The sequence below is a fragment of the Polynucleobacter necessarius genome, assembly GCF_900095205.1.
GTDB lineage: Bacteria > Pseudomonadota > Gammaproteobacteria > Burkholderiales > Burkholderiaceae > Polynucleobacter > Polynucleobacter necessarius_E.
In genome coordinates, this window is sequence record NZ_LT606951.1 from 1653351 (window position 1) to 1667753 (window position 14403).

Sequence of the window (14403 nt, forward strand, 5' to 3'; positions counted from 1 at the left end):
GAATACAGCATCAATGGGTCCGATAATATAAAAGTGCTTAAGCCTATAAAAAATTTTGGCGCATTAAGTATTAAGTATTAATGTAATCTATTTTTTCTATCTGATCGACATACATCTATACGCTATTAAGTAGTTTTTTGAACATAGTGGGTACGGTGATTAATTATCAAAAATATACTGGGAATATATCGAAATCCGTTTACACGCTGAGGACACCCAAAGTCCTAGGAATAATTATTTAAACCCTTTAAATAAATCCAATCTACAACCCCTCCGAGTGGTTGATAACCAGGCACCAATTGCGCCAATAAATCTCGAATTTGAACCGGGTCTCCAGCAGCATCTAAGAAACTTTTAAGCTCTACCAGTTTCGACTCTAGCTCACCCCATGCTATAAAGTCTTCATGTGCCTTCATGATTCTAGGATGTCCAGTGGGCATAGGGTTATCTCCAATTAACAACTCTTCATAAAGCTTTTCACCTGGTCGCAAACCTATGACCTGTATCTCAATGTCTCCATCAATATTAAGCTCATCTTTTACAGAAAAGCCAGATAGCTCAATCATCTTTTTAGCCAAGTCCATAATTCTTACTGGTTCACCCATATCTAATACAAAAACATCGCCTCCAGAACCCATCGCGCCAGCCTGAATGACCAATTGAGCTGCCTCAGGGATGGTCATAAAATAACGTGTTATTTTTGTATCAGTTAACGTAATGGGACCTCCAGCAGCTATCTGCTGACGAAACTTTGGCACAACCGACCCAGATGAATCTAAAACGTTCCCGAACCTGACCATAGAAAATGTTGTCCTAGTTTCTGTAGAAGACAAGGCCTGTAAGATATTCTCAGCAAGCCTCTTAGTCGCCCCCATGATATTTGTAGGGCGTACGGCTTTATCCGTACTGACCAATACAAAATTTTTGACCTGATGCCTAGCTGCACACTGCGCAGTAATTAATGTACCAAATATATTATTTCTTATACCTTCAGCCGGATTATGCTCCACTAAAGGGACATGCTTATAGGCGGCAGCATGAAAAACTGTATTGGGATGCCATGCGCTAAATATAGAATTTATTCTTGCCTCATCGCAGACGGAAGCAATAAGAGGAATAATTTCAATAGGGTTTTCGTCATCTTGATTTGTAGAATTTAAAAGCTCTTCGTAAATTTGGTATAAAGCAAACTCACTTTGTTCAACCAACAATAAAACTTTTGGTTTAAGCAAGAAGATTTGTCTAGTCAACTCACTTCCAATAGATCCACCTGCACCTGTAATAAGCACCTTACTATTTGTAATATTCTTACCTAATAATTCTGAGTTTGGATGAACGGCCTCTCTTCCTAACAAGTCATCAATATCAAGCCAACGCAAGTCGGATATAGTCACCCTCCCATGGGCTAAATCCGACATGCTAGGCAAAGTCTGCACTAATAGCCTTTGGTTCAAAATGGCATTCAGAATTTCATTGCGTCTTTTTCTTGAAGTAGAAGGAATTGCTAAAAGTACCCTATGAACATTTTTCCGCCGCTTTAAGTGCGCCAAACATTCAGGATTGTGCACAGGAAGGCCATTCAATGTTTGCCCTTGAATTTTACGATCATCGTCCAAAAAACCTATGACGATCATTTCCGTACTATGAGCCAAAGCAGCAGCCAACTGACGCCCTGAAGTTCCAGCGCCATAAATCAAAGTTTTAGGCAAATTAGTTCTATAAAAATTATTTTTATACAGACCACCTAACCAGTAACTTACTAAAGCCCTAGAGGCCCCTACAGCCAATAAAATTAAAATCGGTTGAATAATTCCAATGGTGCGAGGAACACCTAGGACGCCATAGACTGTAAATATCAGAAAATATAAAAAGCCATAAATAATTACAGACTTCGCAACTGCTAATAATGCTGTCCAACCCGAATATCTAAAAATAGCTCGGTATAGGCCAAAGACACCAAAGATTGGTAAAGCTAATATTAGAGAAACAAAAACTGCAGGCATCGGATCCCACTCAGATTCCCCTGTTAAAGCAATCCACTTACCAGTTCGCAGATAAAAAGAAAGTAATACTGTCAGTACACATAGAGATGCGTCAAGAGCAATAGCCATGGCACGCTTGACCACTCTAGACAAATGAAGTGTAAAGTTTGTTAGATCCTTAAAATCCATAAATTGCCTGCTTTATCATGGTCATAGTCAATGAGAGACCCCTTTTTGATGAATGACCGCAAGGAACGTTAGCCATAGTATTTTTATATCAAAACTTAAAGATTGATTCTGAAGATACTCCGCGTCTAAAGAAACTTTTACCGCAATGGGTAACTCATCGCGACCGTTAATCTGAGCCCAACCCGTAAGACCGGGCCTCAGAACTTCAACGCCGTGTTGAGTTCTTAACTCAATTAAATCCTCCTGATTAAATAATGCAGGACGAGGTCCTACAAAACTCATATCCCCCAACCAAATACTAAAAAGTTGAGGTAATTCATCTAAGCTTGATTTACGTAAAAAGGATCCAATTGATGTCAAATAAGTTGATGGATCACTTAAAAGATGAGTTGCAACCTCAGGAGTATCAATACGCATTGTTCGAAACTTGGGCATCGAAAATAAAAGATTATTTTTGCCAAATCTTTTTGACCAATAGATTACCGGACCAGGCGAGGTAAAATAAACTGCGATAGTTACTAGCAAAATTGGCACAAACAGGATTATTGTTGCCGCTAATACCAAGGCTAAATCGAAGCCACGCTTGACCATATTAAAAGAGTAATTTGGTATACGAAAACATCGTACTAACTTTTTGACCAAACTGTACGATTAATATGGTCCGTATAACTCATTACGATTCTCAAAATTTTCTTAGATACCGAGCCTGCTTCATAGTCCGCTACAGGCAAAAGAGCTCTTTTGCCATCTTCATACTGATCTGTTATTACTTTTACAGCATCTAAAACGCGTTCGCGCTTAAGACCAGACATAATCAAGGTTCCCACATCCATACCCTCCGGTCTTTCATGGGCATTGCGAATCGTGATAGCTGGAAGATTCAGCAAAGATCCCTCTTCTGTAATAGTTCCACTGTCGGAAACTACGCAAAAAGCCTCCGTTTGAAGCTTGTTGTAATCAAAAAAACCGAATGGTTTTGCATATTGAATTAATGAATTCATGGGTTTATTTTGCAATGCATCTAGACGTTTTTGAGTTCTGGGATGGGTAGATACTATGATTGGGAAATGATATTTCTCGGCTAATCCATTTAAAGAATCAACCATATCCATCAGATTCTGAGGGTCATCGACATTCTCTTCTCGATGCATGCTTACAACGAAATACTGTCTACGCTTTAGGCCGAGCTTCTCTAAAATATTGGACTGCTGTATTTTCGGCATGTAGTGATCCAGCACTTCACGCATATGGGAGCCAGATTTAATAATTGTCTCTGGCCTAATTCCCTCGGCAATCAAATAACGTCTAGCATGCTCTGTCAGGACCAAATTAATATCACTCAAATGATCAAGGACCTTACGATTTAACTCTTCGGGCACACGTTGATCAAAACAACGATTGCCCGCCTCCATATGAAATACTGGAATCTTACGGCGCTTAGCCGAAATAACAGCCAAGCAAGAATTGGTATCTCCGTACAACATTACTGCATCCGGCTTTTCCAGCTCCATTACACCATCAGATTTTTCAATTACTCTTGCAATCGTTTGTGCGGCATTATCGCCAACAGCCTCTAAAAAGCAATCTGGTTTCCGAATGCCTAGCTCTTCAAAAAAAAGGTTATTTAACTCGTAATCATAATTTTGCCCAGTATGAACAAGAATATGGTTCGTATGCTGATCTAATTCTGCAATAACCCTACTCATCTTGATAAGTTCAGGTCTAGTACCTACAATTGTCATTACCTTAAGCATTTAACTCTTCCCGAATGAAATCCAACTTTAATAATAAATTCTTTATTTGCTCAACATTTAATTGATTAGTATTGTGAGAGGTGTAGTCATCAAACTGAGCAATCTTTTCCTCTCCCTCACTAAAGAATTGGGCATAGTTTAAATCTCTGTTGTCAGCAGGGATTCGATAATAATCACCCATATCCTCGGCTTTGGCCATTTCTTCCCTAGAAATCAGCGATTCATAGAGTTTTTCGCCATGGCGCGTGCCTATAGTACGAACCGGAGATTTAGCACTAAATATCAGCCTGATTGCTTCGGCTAAATCAGCAACTGTAGATGCTGGCGCCTTTTGTACAAAAATATCCCCCTGCTCACCATGTGTAAACGCATAAAGCACAAGATCGACCGATTCTTCAAGAGACATCAAAAAGCGGGTCATATTAGGATCGGTAACAGTTAAAGCTTTTCCTTCTTTAATTTGACTAACAAATAGCGGGATGACGGACCCCCTAGATGCCATTACATTGCCGTAACGAGTGGCACAGAAAACAGTCTCTTTTTCAAGCTGGGTACGTGCTTTAGCCACCATTAATTTTTCTGCCATAGCTTTAGAAATACCCATAGCATTAATTGGATAAACTGCTTTGTCGGTACTTAGCACAACTACTCTCTTTGCTTGATTGGCGGTTGCAGCGTTTAATACATTTTCAGTTCCTAGTACATTTGTTTTCACCGCTTCAATTGGATAGAACTCACAGGATGGAACCTGTTTTAGTGCAGCAGCATGAAACACATAGTCAACACCTTTCATAGCAGACAAAAGACTGTTGTAGTCTCTAACATCGCCAATATAAAATTTGAGCTTAGGATTATTTAAAGCAATTCGCATTTCTTCTTGCTTTTTTTCATCTCGACTAAAGATCCGAATTTCACGCACGTCCGATTCAAGGAAGCGCTTTAAAACGGTCTGACCAAAGGATCCAGTGCCGCCCGTAATCATTAAAATTTTATTTTGAAACATGCATTACCTCTTGAGATTTGTGCATTGACTTTATTAATTCTGTCCAATTAGGCGCACGGTAACCAGTAATATTACTAAATAGATCAGAATTTAAAGATCGATTAATAGAAAGTTCATCATTACCGATGATCTTAATATTTTTTCCGTACTCAATAGCAATTAACCTTAATAGATCATACTTACCTATGGGTAGCGCACCAACATGATACAAGCCATGCAAAGAAGGTCTAGGTATTACGTAGTCCCTTATGACCTCTGCAAAAACAATATTTGGCAAACCAGAGAAAACCGCCTTTTTAAAGCCAGTGCAAGAACCTTCTTGCGATAAAAACCATTCAAGCAACCCGTAGGAACTTTGTAACTCATGACCTATTGTAGAAGTTCTCAAAGTAACTGTATTTGGATAATCCAAAACTTCACCTAGGTATTTTGTTTTACCGTAAACATCGACTGCATCGGAATGATCAGACTCTACATAGTTGCCGCGGGATCCAGAGAAAATACAATCCGTACTGATATGTATTAATCGAGCATTGCATAGCTTACATAAATCGGCTAAGCGATGTGGAAGCAAGGCATTCAGCGGGGCGGCTAATAAAACATCGTCCGCCTCCTTGTGATGTTTCGTCAATCCAATACAGTTAATTACAACATTTGGCCGAACTTCTGAAAATATTCGCACCAAGGCAGTTTGATCCAAAATATCACTGCACACTATCAAATGCTTTAACTGCTCTTCATTAAAGAACTCTTTCCATCGAACCGAACGAATTGAGCCATAAACCTCATAAGCACTCTCATTACTTAGCACTCGAAAAATTGCGCTGCCAATCATACCGCTAGCCCCAAACACTAATATCTTCATGTCGATAATTTTCCTTTCTTGGTGCTAATTATTTCTAAATGATTAATGAGTTGATCCACCAAAATATCATGATCAAAATGGGCTTGATAATAAACCCTTCCATTTTCTCCGATTTGCTTCCGCTCTTGGGCAGACATTCGATACAAAGATAAAATTGCACCAGCAAGCACAACTGGATCTTCAGCAGGAGTTGAAATTCCAGACCCTGACTCAACGACTATCTTGGCACCCTCTCCGTTTAACGATGCAACTATTGGCTTACCCGATGCCATATAAGCCTGAATCTTATTAGGTACAGTAAGCGCAAAAATAGGCTCATTAGTCAGAGTAACGAGCAAAACTTCCGCTTTCTGCAAATATCCAGGCATAGCCTCGACTGGAAAACGCCCCGGAAGATATAAATTACTCAAACCTAGATCGGTAACTTTATTCTTCAACCACTCCCATTTGCTTCCGGTTCCAAATATAACAAACCGAATTTCTGGCACCTCTTTAAGCAATACTGCGGCTTCCACAATAGTTTCAACAGCTTGAGCAGCCCCAACATTACCGGCAAAGATCACTGGAAAACCGGTTTCTAATGATTCAATTTTTTGCCACCCCCCCCCAAATACAGGCGTCTGAGCAAAACTAGAATCAACGGAGTTGGGATAATAAATTATCTCTTTACCGAGAGCCAACTCAGCAACAGCGCCCTCAAAAGCATGGGATTGAACTAAAATTAAATCGCTAGTTCGATAAATCCAGCGCACTATTATTTCTATACACCTCAGTATTAATCGGGACTGAACATACCCTGTAGCAGACAAGCTTTGAGGCCAAAGATCCTGCACCCATATGACTAATTTTTTGCCTTTTAGCCATGAAATAAATACTGCGGGGATTGCTAAAAGAATCGGAGATAAGCCGTAGACGAATACAACATCATATTTTCGCTTGCGCAAAAGTAATGGCCCAAAAAGAACCCCCGAGACAATAAAAGATAGATAATTTAAAGCGAGCTTTAAAGAGCTATTTTTTCCCCTAGGATAAAGTGGCACTCTAAAAATGGTTGCACCATTCCATGACTCCGATAGGAAACCGCTCGCTTTATAACCTGGAAAAATATCACCATCCGGATAGTTGGGTTTACCTGTTAAAACATCGACCTCTATACCTCTTTCAACTAGAGATTTGATTAGCTCATTAATTCGAAATCCTTCAGGCCAAAAATATTGGCTTACTACCAATATTTTCATGCTAGCCCTAGATCTGAGTTGTTAACGATCTTCAGTAAAAGTTTTTCAAGCTCAACTGATTTTAAGCGCCGAGACAATCCCTGAACAAAAGAATGATTCCTCTTAGAGCAATAATTACCTTCTCGCAAAATATTCAACGCTAGTTCAATTGAATCTGCTTCCTCTGAAATTACCAAATCCATCCCCGCTCGCCTAATATAGGTAGCAGCCAAAGCTTTTTCATTTATCTCAGCAATAATTGGCTTATTGGCAGCCAAATATTCAAAAAGCTTAGTCGTCAGTACACCGCGAGCGCTATGAGAAGAAAAATCTGAAGTCTCGATGAAAAATAGTGCGTCAGCGTGCTGCATTGCAGCTATTGCCTCAACATAAGGAAGTTGTTGGCATATTTTGATATAGGGTTTGACCTCTGATACTTGCCGAGTGATTGCTTCAACTAAAAGACTGGAATCACCGTAAAACTCAGCAATGATTTTCTTGCCAGGCTTGGCGTTAATTTTTACTAGAGCCCTGAAAAATCCCATAGGAATTCTGTCTTGAGTAATCGTCCCTAAATAGCGAATGATTATTTCCTTGGAAGAAGGAGCCATACTCATTTCTTGAAGATGATTCCCGTTTGTTGCCTCAAAAAGAGTGTCCTCATATCCATTTTCAATGCAACAAACCGAGGGATGAAATTGCTGGTAGTACTCCTTCATTGGCGCCGAAATTGTTACAACTGCATTTGCAGATTTTAAAAGCCAGCGCTCTAGACAGAGCTCTTGTTTTTGAAACCAAGGTGAACCAGATTGAATATGGCTTCCGCTAAACTGATCTCGATAATCTGCAACCCAGGGTCTTAAAAACCTTCTTTTTACAATCAATCCAGCCAGATGAACGGGCCATGGTGGACTAGTAGACATTACAACATCTGCGTTCACTAGTTCACTCCGAACATTTTTATCTAGCCACGGATACATAAACTGAAAAGCATAAACTAATCTATGGTCAATCAATTGGCCGGTCTTTCTTGCTATAGATCGCTTCAATCGAAGGAGAAAATTACCCATTGGAGATCGATTGTTTTTAGCACCCTCAATCATCTGAAAACCCGAGGATGTAGATAGAGATGCTGAGACTAATCCAAAGCCATTTAATTCATATAAACGAACATAATCAGGCACATCTTCTGTCAGCAAGCCATCGCGACTAGATTTTTTGGACGATATGACGCAAATTTGGTGACCCATTAAAGAAAGGTAGCGAGCAAAAGACTGAATTCTTCTTACGCCTGATGAATTAAGTGGAGGGAAATAGTGAGCGAGAAATACGATCTTCAATGAATTTGCCAGTCTTAATAAATTTCTATGGGCCTATTATCTGATGCTTTAAAGGGAAAAAATATGCAACTATTAATAAAAAAATAAGTCCATTACTAAGCAATACCCCGGGAAGTCCACCCATTGATAACTGGAAAACAAAATAATAGAAACACGCTAATAAAGCTGGGTTACTCAATAAGATTACATATATTGTAATTAACGCTACGATGAAAGAATAAAAAATAACTCCAAACCATCCAAAATTAACAAAAGCATCTATCCAAAAATTTGTATTCGCAGCAGCAGTTGCTGGAGCACCGCCACCATATTGAAACTTAAAAACTTCTTGCTCAATTTTAAAATTAAGCTGCCCAGTTATTTTGGATATAAAAGAGCTCCCTTTGCCAAGCAAGTACTCTCCATTCAGGCGCAACTCAAAATAGGCCAACCAATCATAAGCAGTAACATATGGAATCCATAAAACTCTATTAAGAAAGTATGGAACTCTTCCGGATCCAAAAACAAAATACTTATCAATATTTTTTTCAGTATTCGCATAATAAATTAATTGATCATCGANATTGGCCATCATCTCATTGATTTGTACTAATTGCGAACCTTGGTAGAAATCAAGTTGTTTCTGATAGAAATTCAAATCTTTGCGATCGGCATTTGATGAGTTATTTTTATTTAGTTTTTCAACTGTTTTTTTGTTCTCTTCGATTGACTTGTTTAGATTATTTTTTAGAATATTGAAGTAATTAATTTGGTCTTTAATTTCCTCTTTGGCATCAACTGAGCCAAATTTACTGAGAATAAATGATGATGCCATTACCAAAAGAGCCGAAATTAATAATATCCTGAAATATTTTTTTAATATAAAACCATTTATTGACAGAAGGCACAATGGCATTAAAGCTTTAAGGATTAAAGCCTTTTCCATTGTTAGCATTAGAGATGCACAAAATAACGCTAAGATAATATGCCTATATTTTTGTTTTTGAATATACGCTAAGGCAATAAAAAAAGGGATTAGACTAGTGGTTAAAATGGAATAGATATAAATCAAGTAGGATTCAAGACCTTCTCTGGACTTAAACAGCGACTCACGTGCAAATGATAAAGATTCAGAAGACGCGCCTTTGACTGCCTCAATCAGAGCAATCTTTTCTACTGTTACACAAACATAAATAATAATAATAGAGTATATGAAATAAACAGAAAATTGAATTAAATTTTGATTCAATTTAATGCTATAAAATTTTTTAAAATCTGTTTTATTTTTTTTAAAAAATTTAATTAGAAATAATGTAAAAATTAAATAATAAAATAATCCATATACCAGAATTGATAGCACCAATTTTGATGTATTACCATTAAATACAATGGCCCCGTAACATGCTTGAGGAACATATAATGCAACAATTAAAAATGGCAAAAAAAGCCAAATATTATTAAATTTTAAAAAATTTAATTTACTGCATTGGTGGAGAAGTATTTTGAATTTTTGAGACATAATTGGCCATACTCAAGTACAGCATGTACATAAATGACTCTGTAATTATATAGGAAATGATAAATCTTTCTAAATTCATTGTTGTAGAGGCAGCATAATACAGTGCTGAATAACTGACTATGAAATATAAAACTTGCCATAAAACAAGATATTTAATTTTTTGATATGCAAGAAATATAAATGATACCGGCGATACTACTGACCGCACTAGACAGGGTGCTATAGCCAGGATTATAAAAAATGTACTCGCCTTCCTCCATTCCTCGCCCAATATGAATTGAGACAGAGTCTCACCAAAAAGTGAGGCAATTAAAAGTGTAAAAAGGGAAGCAAGTGCCAGTAACCCAACAGTCTTCCAAAGCAACTTTTTAGATGATAGTCCAGAGCGAAATAATTCACCAGATCGTTTAGAGAAAAGTTGAGCAGTTACTATTCCTAATAAGATGATAGGAGCGCCAAGGAGTTTTTGAATTTGAGTAAACTGGCCTACCGCTTCCATTCCATAAGATCCACTCATAAATAGAATTGGCAATGCAAGAGTAACCGTATCAAGCAAAGATGTTGGCGTTAAAAATAAAGGGTATTCAATATATTTTTTTCCTAGCGCTAAGACCTTATTAATAGGTCCAAATTTTGTATTTAGCAATAAGTAAATTAGCGCAATAATTCCCATCAATATACTTGCAGCAATATTTGCATATATCAAACCAAATGCAGGACATCCCAATGCTATTGCAATAAATATAATTGTTGTACCAGAACGTAAAAAGGCATTTTTGACATACCTACCTTGCCTGAGTGTGAAATTCGTTATTATTAATAGTGCCGCTCCGGCAGCGGAGACAAATGGTAAAAACTTAACGTCTGATCCTAGGTTATGAAGGGATTCAAACTTAATTTGCGGTATTCCCGTTGATAAAAGGAAGCGCTCTACTACTAGGACACCAAGCGCAGATAGTAGCGCTAAGGAAATAATTTTTCCTAAATCATTCTCGGATACAACTTGGATTGCCCCCTCATAACGCAGACATGAAACGACTATCAAAACACTTACGATGGACGTGAATAAAGCTAAGTAACCAAAGTCAGCGGGCGTATAAATTCTTGTTAGAAATGGGGTAGCTAATAGTTGTGCAATTGGTCCGATACAGGCACCCGCACCTAAAATCCCAGCTTTTATTAGACTCTGAGATAGCCTCATTTCAATAAAAATTGCTTATACCAGCGATAAAAATTTACCAGCCGCCATATTTTTGACGTATCTGATAAAGGGTTTTTAATAGCGGAATCGAAATATGCCAAGACAGAATCGTGATTCAAAAATGGAATGCTCAGATCACAAGATACCCACTTTTTTAATTGAGGCATTAAAATATTAAGCCAATCTGATTGTGGTGTCTCAAATCCAACTTTATCTTTCCGATAAAGAATATTTTCTGGAACGATTTCTTTCATAGCAGCTCTAAAGATATGCTTAGTCTCGCCGGTGTAATCGACCAAATAACTCTCAGGCAAGGAGAGTAAAAATTCTGCCATTTCAGTTGTTAAAAAAGGAACTCTACTCTCCACAGAAAATCTCATAGAATTTCTGTCAGCATGTCTTAGTAATGATGGCAGTCCATCTAAAGTAAGGGAGGAATATAAAGTCTCTATCAGTCTTCTGCCGATAATTAAATCATCACTCTTTTGCTTAGTGGGAAAGCCCAACTTCACTCCATGCTCCAAAAGCATGGACTCATTCAACCATGAAACACCAGCCCCCTCACCATTCATTTTTCGCAAATATGTGTAGAAACCCGAGTTCTTAGTCAACTCACCCACTAAACGCTTTAAGCCGCCCGAAAAACTTCTTCCAGGCCATGCACTCCAATGTATTAAAAATCGATAAGCTTTTAAATATTCTCCCTTGTCAATAAGAGAATGGATCCTTTGACCAGGAAATCCGCTGTAGCCCGCCAATAATTCATCCGCACCTTGTCCGTCTAGGGTGACCAATACACCGCTATTCTTGGCCTCTCTAAAAACTCGATATTGCGCATAAATACTGGTAGTGCCAAAAGGTTCACCCTGAGCAAGTATCATGTCGTCCAAATCAGCCATCATTTCTTCTGGGGACACAAGAATCTTATGTGATTTCGCCCCAACAAATTGATTAACCTGATCTACCCATCCCTCCTCTGACAGCGGGCTACCCCTAGCAATATAACTAAAAGTATGGATTGGAATTTGTTTATCTAAATAACGAATAGCACAAACAACAGATGATGAATCCAATCCTCCTGATAGAGCAGCTCCTACAGGCACATCACTACGCAAATGTAACCTAATGCTCTTAAGGAATATTTCTCTGAGCATTTCTGTGGCACCCTTAAACCCAATATCTTTTGCAGATCTATCTGGATTCCACCATTTAACCGGTTGAGACAAAACCCTCTTCTTGGCGTCAAAAACCAATAAATGTCCCGGCAATAAATGCTCAATATTTTCAATAAAAGTTTGATTGTTGCTATCATACGCCCCATACATTAGATAATCGTAACTTGTCTGCCAATTTAGTTCACATTTTTCTGCTTTAATTAATTGGAGCGCCTTCAATTCGGATGCGAATATAAAAAGAGAGGACTCCTGGGAGTAAAAAAGTGGTTTAATTCCAAAAGCATCTCTTACACAAGTCAAGGTTTCCTCACCACGATCAAGCACAACAAAAGCAAACATCCCTGAAAGTTTTGATAAACTCGTTGCGCCCCATTGCATCCAAGCAGCTAGTAAAACCTCAGTGTCTGAATTCGTTATAAATACAACGCCTAAATCTTTTAATTCAGCCCTTAACTCTAAATAGTTATAGATCTCGCCATTAAAAATAATGGAGTATCTGCCGCAAGCCGATTCCATTGGCTGATGACCACCGGAGGACAAATCAATAATGGATAGACGTGTATGCCCTAATGCAACGGTACCGTTAGAATCTTCAATAAATATTGCGCCACGATCATTTGGACCACGCAACCTCATAGCCTCTAAAGCTAGGTTCATACTATCTCGCAACTGAGATCCATCAAATGCGAACCATCCCCCAACTATTCCACACATAAATAAAGTCTACTTTATAGGTTTGAATGAACTTATCTTAAACCAGACAAGTACTTTAGATTAGTTTAAACATCATAACGAATTTTGTTATATATCTTCTTAGCCATTAATTGCAAACGCGGGTAATCTTCCAGCGAGGCAATTATTCGCTTTCTAAGTCGTCTTTTTAACCAAACCTTGTTATAAGCTTTTTGATTCATTTCAGACTTATATTTATCAATCACTATACATACCATTTCAACAGAAGAACTGGCGGTTCTTCTGTTTTGCAGGGAGGACAAGTCAAATAATATTTTTTGTGACTTTTCTTTTGCACGTAATTCTTGAGTGTCCAATATTTTGGACCTTGTCTCTTTATAATTATTTCCCGAACCAACGAACGATCCTTGCATGGCGAAGTGAACCTCATCCCAGTTAGACCGCATCTGGCTCAATAGGAATGTAATTCTTCCAAGGCTCCATAAGGCCACTGTAATTTCCTTTAACGAGTATCTGACAGCTATCTAGCAAAGCTGCTTCATTACCCTAGGTGATATAGCAGTAAATTGATATTTACCATCCTCGCCAGGAAAACAAAATTGCCTGAAATTATTCCGAAAATTCCGCACATGAAGTTTAGGCCTTATTTAAAAAAATATTTAATTTTGGGTCGCAAATATATCTTCAGCGTTTCTGGAATTGCGAATTGCCATAGATAAGTTCCAAACCGCATAAAACCATTATTAACAAATAATGGTTTTGCTATTTGAGAGAGAATGGGCATTGTAGTTATTGGCGTTGGAATGTTAGCATCTACTTTAATTGCCTCCTTTAAAGGAGATTGATGCCCATCTTTATCCATGTTTGTCATTGATTTATCTAACTCTTGATCAACCATTTCTACAAATGACTTATATGAATATCGGCCGGAGGCAATTACATCTTGATATGCACGATCCACCATACGATCAATTAAATCTAAGTTTTCAAGTGATGAAATAGCCTCAGCCAAGTTACTACTACCCTTCTTAACAGAAATAAAGTGCTCTCCTGCAGTTTTTGTAATTCCATAGCTAAAGGGTGCTGTTGGATGCGTGTTTGAAATTGGTATAGCCTTTGGTCGCCCATAGCAAAGTGCAGTCTGAAAATTAATCAAACGAGCTGCTCCATGAGCCTTTGCCATTTTGGCAACATTAGCACTTCCAATAACGTTAGTACTTGAATCTTCTACCCAGTTATTCGAATCCTTGTATGAGGCTGCTGCATGAATGACAACCTGAGGTTTAAATGCTGCGAAACACTCATTTAATAATTCTAAATTTACAATCGAGCCCTCACAAACGGTTAAACCCTGGACATCAGGAACAACCTCGCGCTTGCCGGTGGCAAAGTTATCAATAACAAATATTTGATGATCCTGTGGCAACCAGTGTTCAATTAAATTAGAACCAAGACAACCAGCACCACCAGTAATTAGTATTCGCAT

At 38.1% G+C, this 14403-nt stretch carries 11 protein-coding genes; all 11 read right to left on the reverse strand.

Translation table 11 applies throughout. The features are described 5' to 3' along the window. Nucleotides 1-224: 224 nt before the first annotated feature. Nucleotides 225-2171 carry a polysaccharide biosynthesis protein gene (locus DXE37_RS09150; RefSeq protein WP_114637268.1) on the reverse strand — a complete coding sequence of 649 codons (1947 nt, stop codon included), beginning with the start codon at nt 2169-2171 and terminating at the stop codon, nt 225-227. Nucleotides 2172-2198: 27 nt separating this feature from the next. Continuing rightward, nucleotides 2199-2762, reverse strand: a complete 564-nt coding sequence (locus tag DXE37_RS09155; protein ID WP_114637269.1) for a sugar transferase — start codon at nt 2760-2762, stop codon at nt 2199-2201. 35 nt (nt 2763-2797) lie between these two features. Then, the gene (wecB, locus tag DXE37_RS09160; RefSeq protein ID WP_114637270.1) at nt 2798-3925 is read right to left on the reverse strand and encodes a non-hydrolyzing UDP-N-acetylglucosamine 2-epimerase; all 1128 of its coding nucleotides are present in this window, start codon (nt 3923-3925) and stop codon (nt 2798-2800) included. Beyond that, entirely contained in the window at nt 3918-4928 is a 1011-nt protein-coding gene (locus tag DXE37_RS09165; RefSeq protein WP_114637271.1) for a polysaccharide biosynthesis protein, read from the reverse strand. The genes wecB and DXE37_RS09165 overlap by 8 nt, the downstream gene beginning before the upstream one ends. Further along, nucleotides 4915-5793, reverse strand: a complete 879-nt coding sequence (locus tag DXE37_RS09170) for a dTDP-4-dehydrorhamnose reductase family protein (protein ID WP_114637272.1) — start codon at nt 5791-5793, stop codon at nt 4915-4917. The genes DXE37_RS09165 and DXE37_RS09170 overlap by 14 nt, the downstream gene beginning before the upstream one ends. Then, nucleotides 5790-7031: a glycosyltransferase family 4 protein gene (locus tag DXE37_RS09175; protein WP_114637273.1), complete on the reverse strand. Its 1242-nt coding sequence runs from the start codon at nt 7029-7031 to the stop codon at nt 5790-5792. The genes DXE37_RS09170 and DXE37_RS09175 overlap by 4 nt, the downstream gene beginning before the upstream one ends. Further along, the gene (locus DXE37_RS09180) at nt 7028-8350 is read right to left on the reverse strand and encodes a glycosyltransferase (protein ID WP_162786257.1); all 1323 of its coding nucleotides are present in this window, start codon (nt 8348-8350) and stop codon (nt 7028-7030) included. The genes DXE37_RS09175 and DXE37_RS09180 overlap by 4 nt, the downstream gene beginning before the upstream one ends. Nucleotides 8351-9807: 1457 nt before the next feature. Continuing rightward, complete coding sequence (locus DXE37_RS09190; RefSeq protein WP_114637276.1) at nt 9808-11049, reverse strand: lipopolysaccharide biosynthesis protein; 1242 nt, start codon at nt 11047-11049, stop codon at nt 9808-9810. Further along, nucleotides 11046-12938 (reverse strand): asparagine synthase (glutamine-hydrolyzing), encoded by a 1893-nt coding sequence (gene asnB / locus DXE37_RS09195; RefSeq protein ID WP_114637277.1) that lies wholly within the window; start codon nt 12936-12938, stop codon nt 11046-11048. Before asnB ends, DXE37_RS09190 begins: the two co-directional genes overlap by 4 nt. Before the next feature lie 65 nt (nt 12939-13003). Beyond that, entirely contained in the window at nt 13004-13273 is a 270-nt protein-coding gene (locus tag DXE37_RS09200) for a hypothetical protein (RefSeq protein ID WP_162786258.1), read from the reverse strand. A 287-nt stretch (nt 13274-13560) separates the two neighbouring features. Then, nucleotides 13561-14403, reverse strand: coding sequence for an NAD-dependent epimerase/dehydratase family protein (locus DXE37_RS09205; RefSeq protein WP_114637279.1), 843 nt, complete (start codon nt 14401-14403; stop codon nt 13561-13563).

What these genes read in the sequence shown, in the direction of transcription:
- DXE37_RS09150 (WP_114637268.1), bottom strand. Translation starts at nt 2,171, where the DNA reads ATGGATTTTAAGGATCTAACAAACTTTACACTTCATTTGTCTAGAGTG.
- DXE37_RS09155 (WP_114637269.1), bottom strand. Translation starts at nt 2,762, where the DNA reads ATGGTCAAGCGTGGCTTCGATTTAGCCTTGGTATTAGCGGCAACAATA.
- wecB (WP_114637270.1), bottom strand. Translation starts at nt 3,925, where the DNA reads ATGCTTAAGGTAATGACAATTGTAGGTACTAGACCTGAACTTATCAAG.
- DXE37_RS09165 (WP_114637271.1), bottom strand. Translation starts at nt 4,928, where the DNA reads ATGTTTCAAAATAAAATTTTAATGATTACGGGCGGCACTGGATCCTTT.
- DXE37_RS09170 (WP_114637272.1), bottom strand. Translation starts at nt 5,793, where the DNA reads ATGAAGATATTAGTGTTTGGGGCTAGCGGTATGATTGGCAGCGCAATT.
- DXE37_RS09175 (WP_114637273.1), bottom strand. Translation starts at nt 7,031, where the DNA reads ATGAAAATATTGGTAGTAAGCCAATATTTTTGGCCTGAAGGATTTCGA.
- DXE37_RS09190 (WP_114637276.1), bottom strand. Translation starts at nt 11,049, where the DNA reads ATGAGGCTATCTCAGAGTCTAATAAAAGCTGGGATTTTAGGTGCGGGT.
- asnB (WP_114637277.1), bottom strand. Translation starts at nt 12,938, where the DNA reads ATGTGTGGAATAGTTGGGGGATGGTTCGCATTTGATGGATCTCAGTTG.
- DXE37_RS09205 (WP_114637279.1), bottom strand. Translation starts at nt 14,403, where the DNA reads ATGCGAATACTAATTACTGGTGGTGCTGGTTGTCTTGGTTCTAATTTA.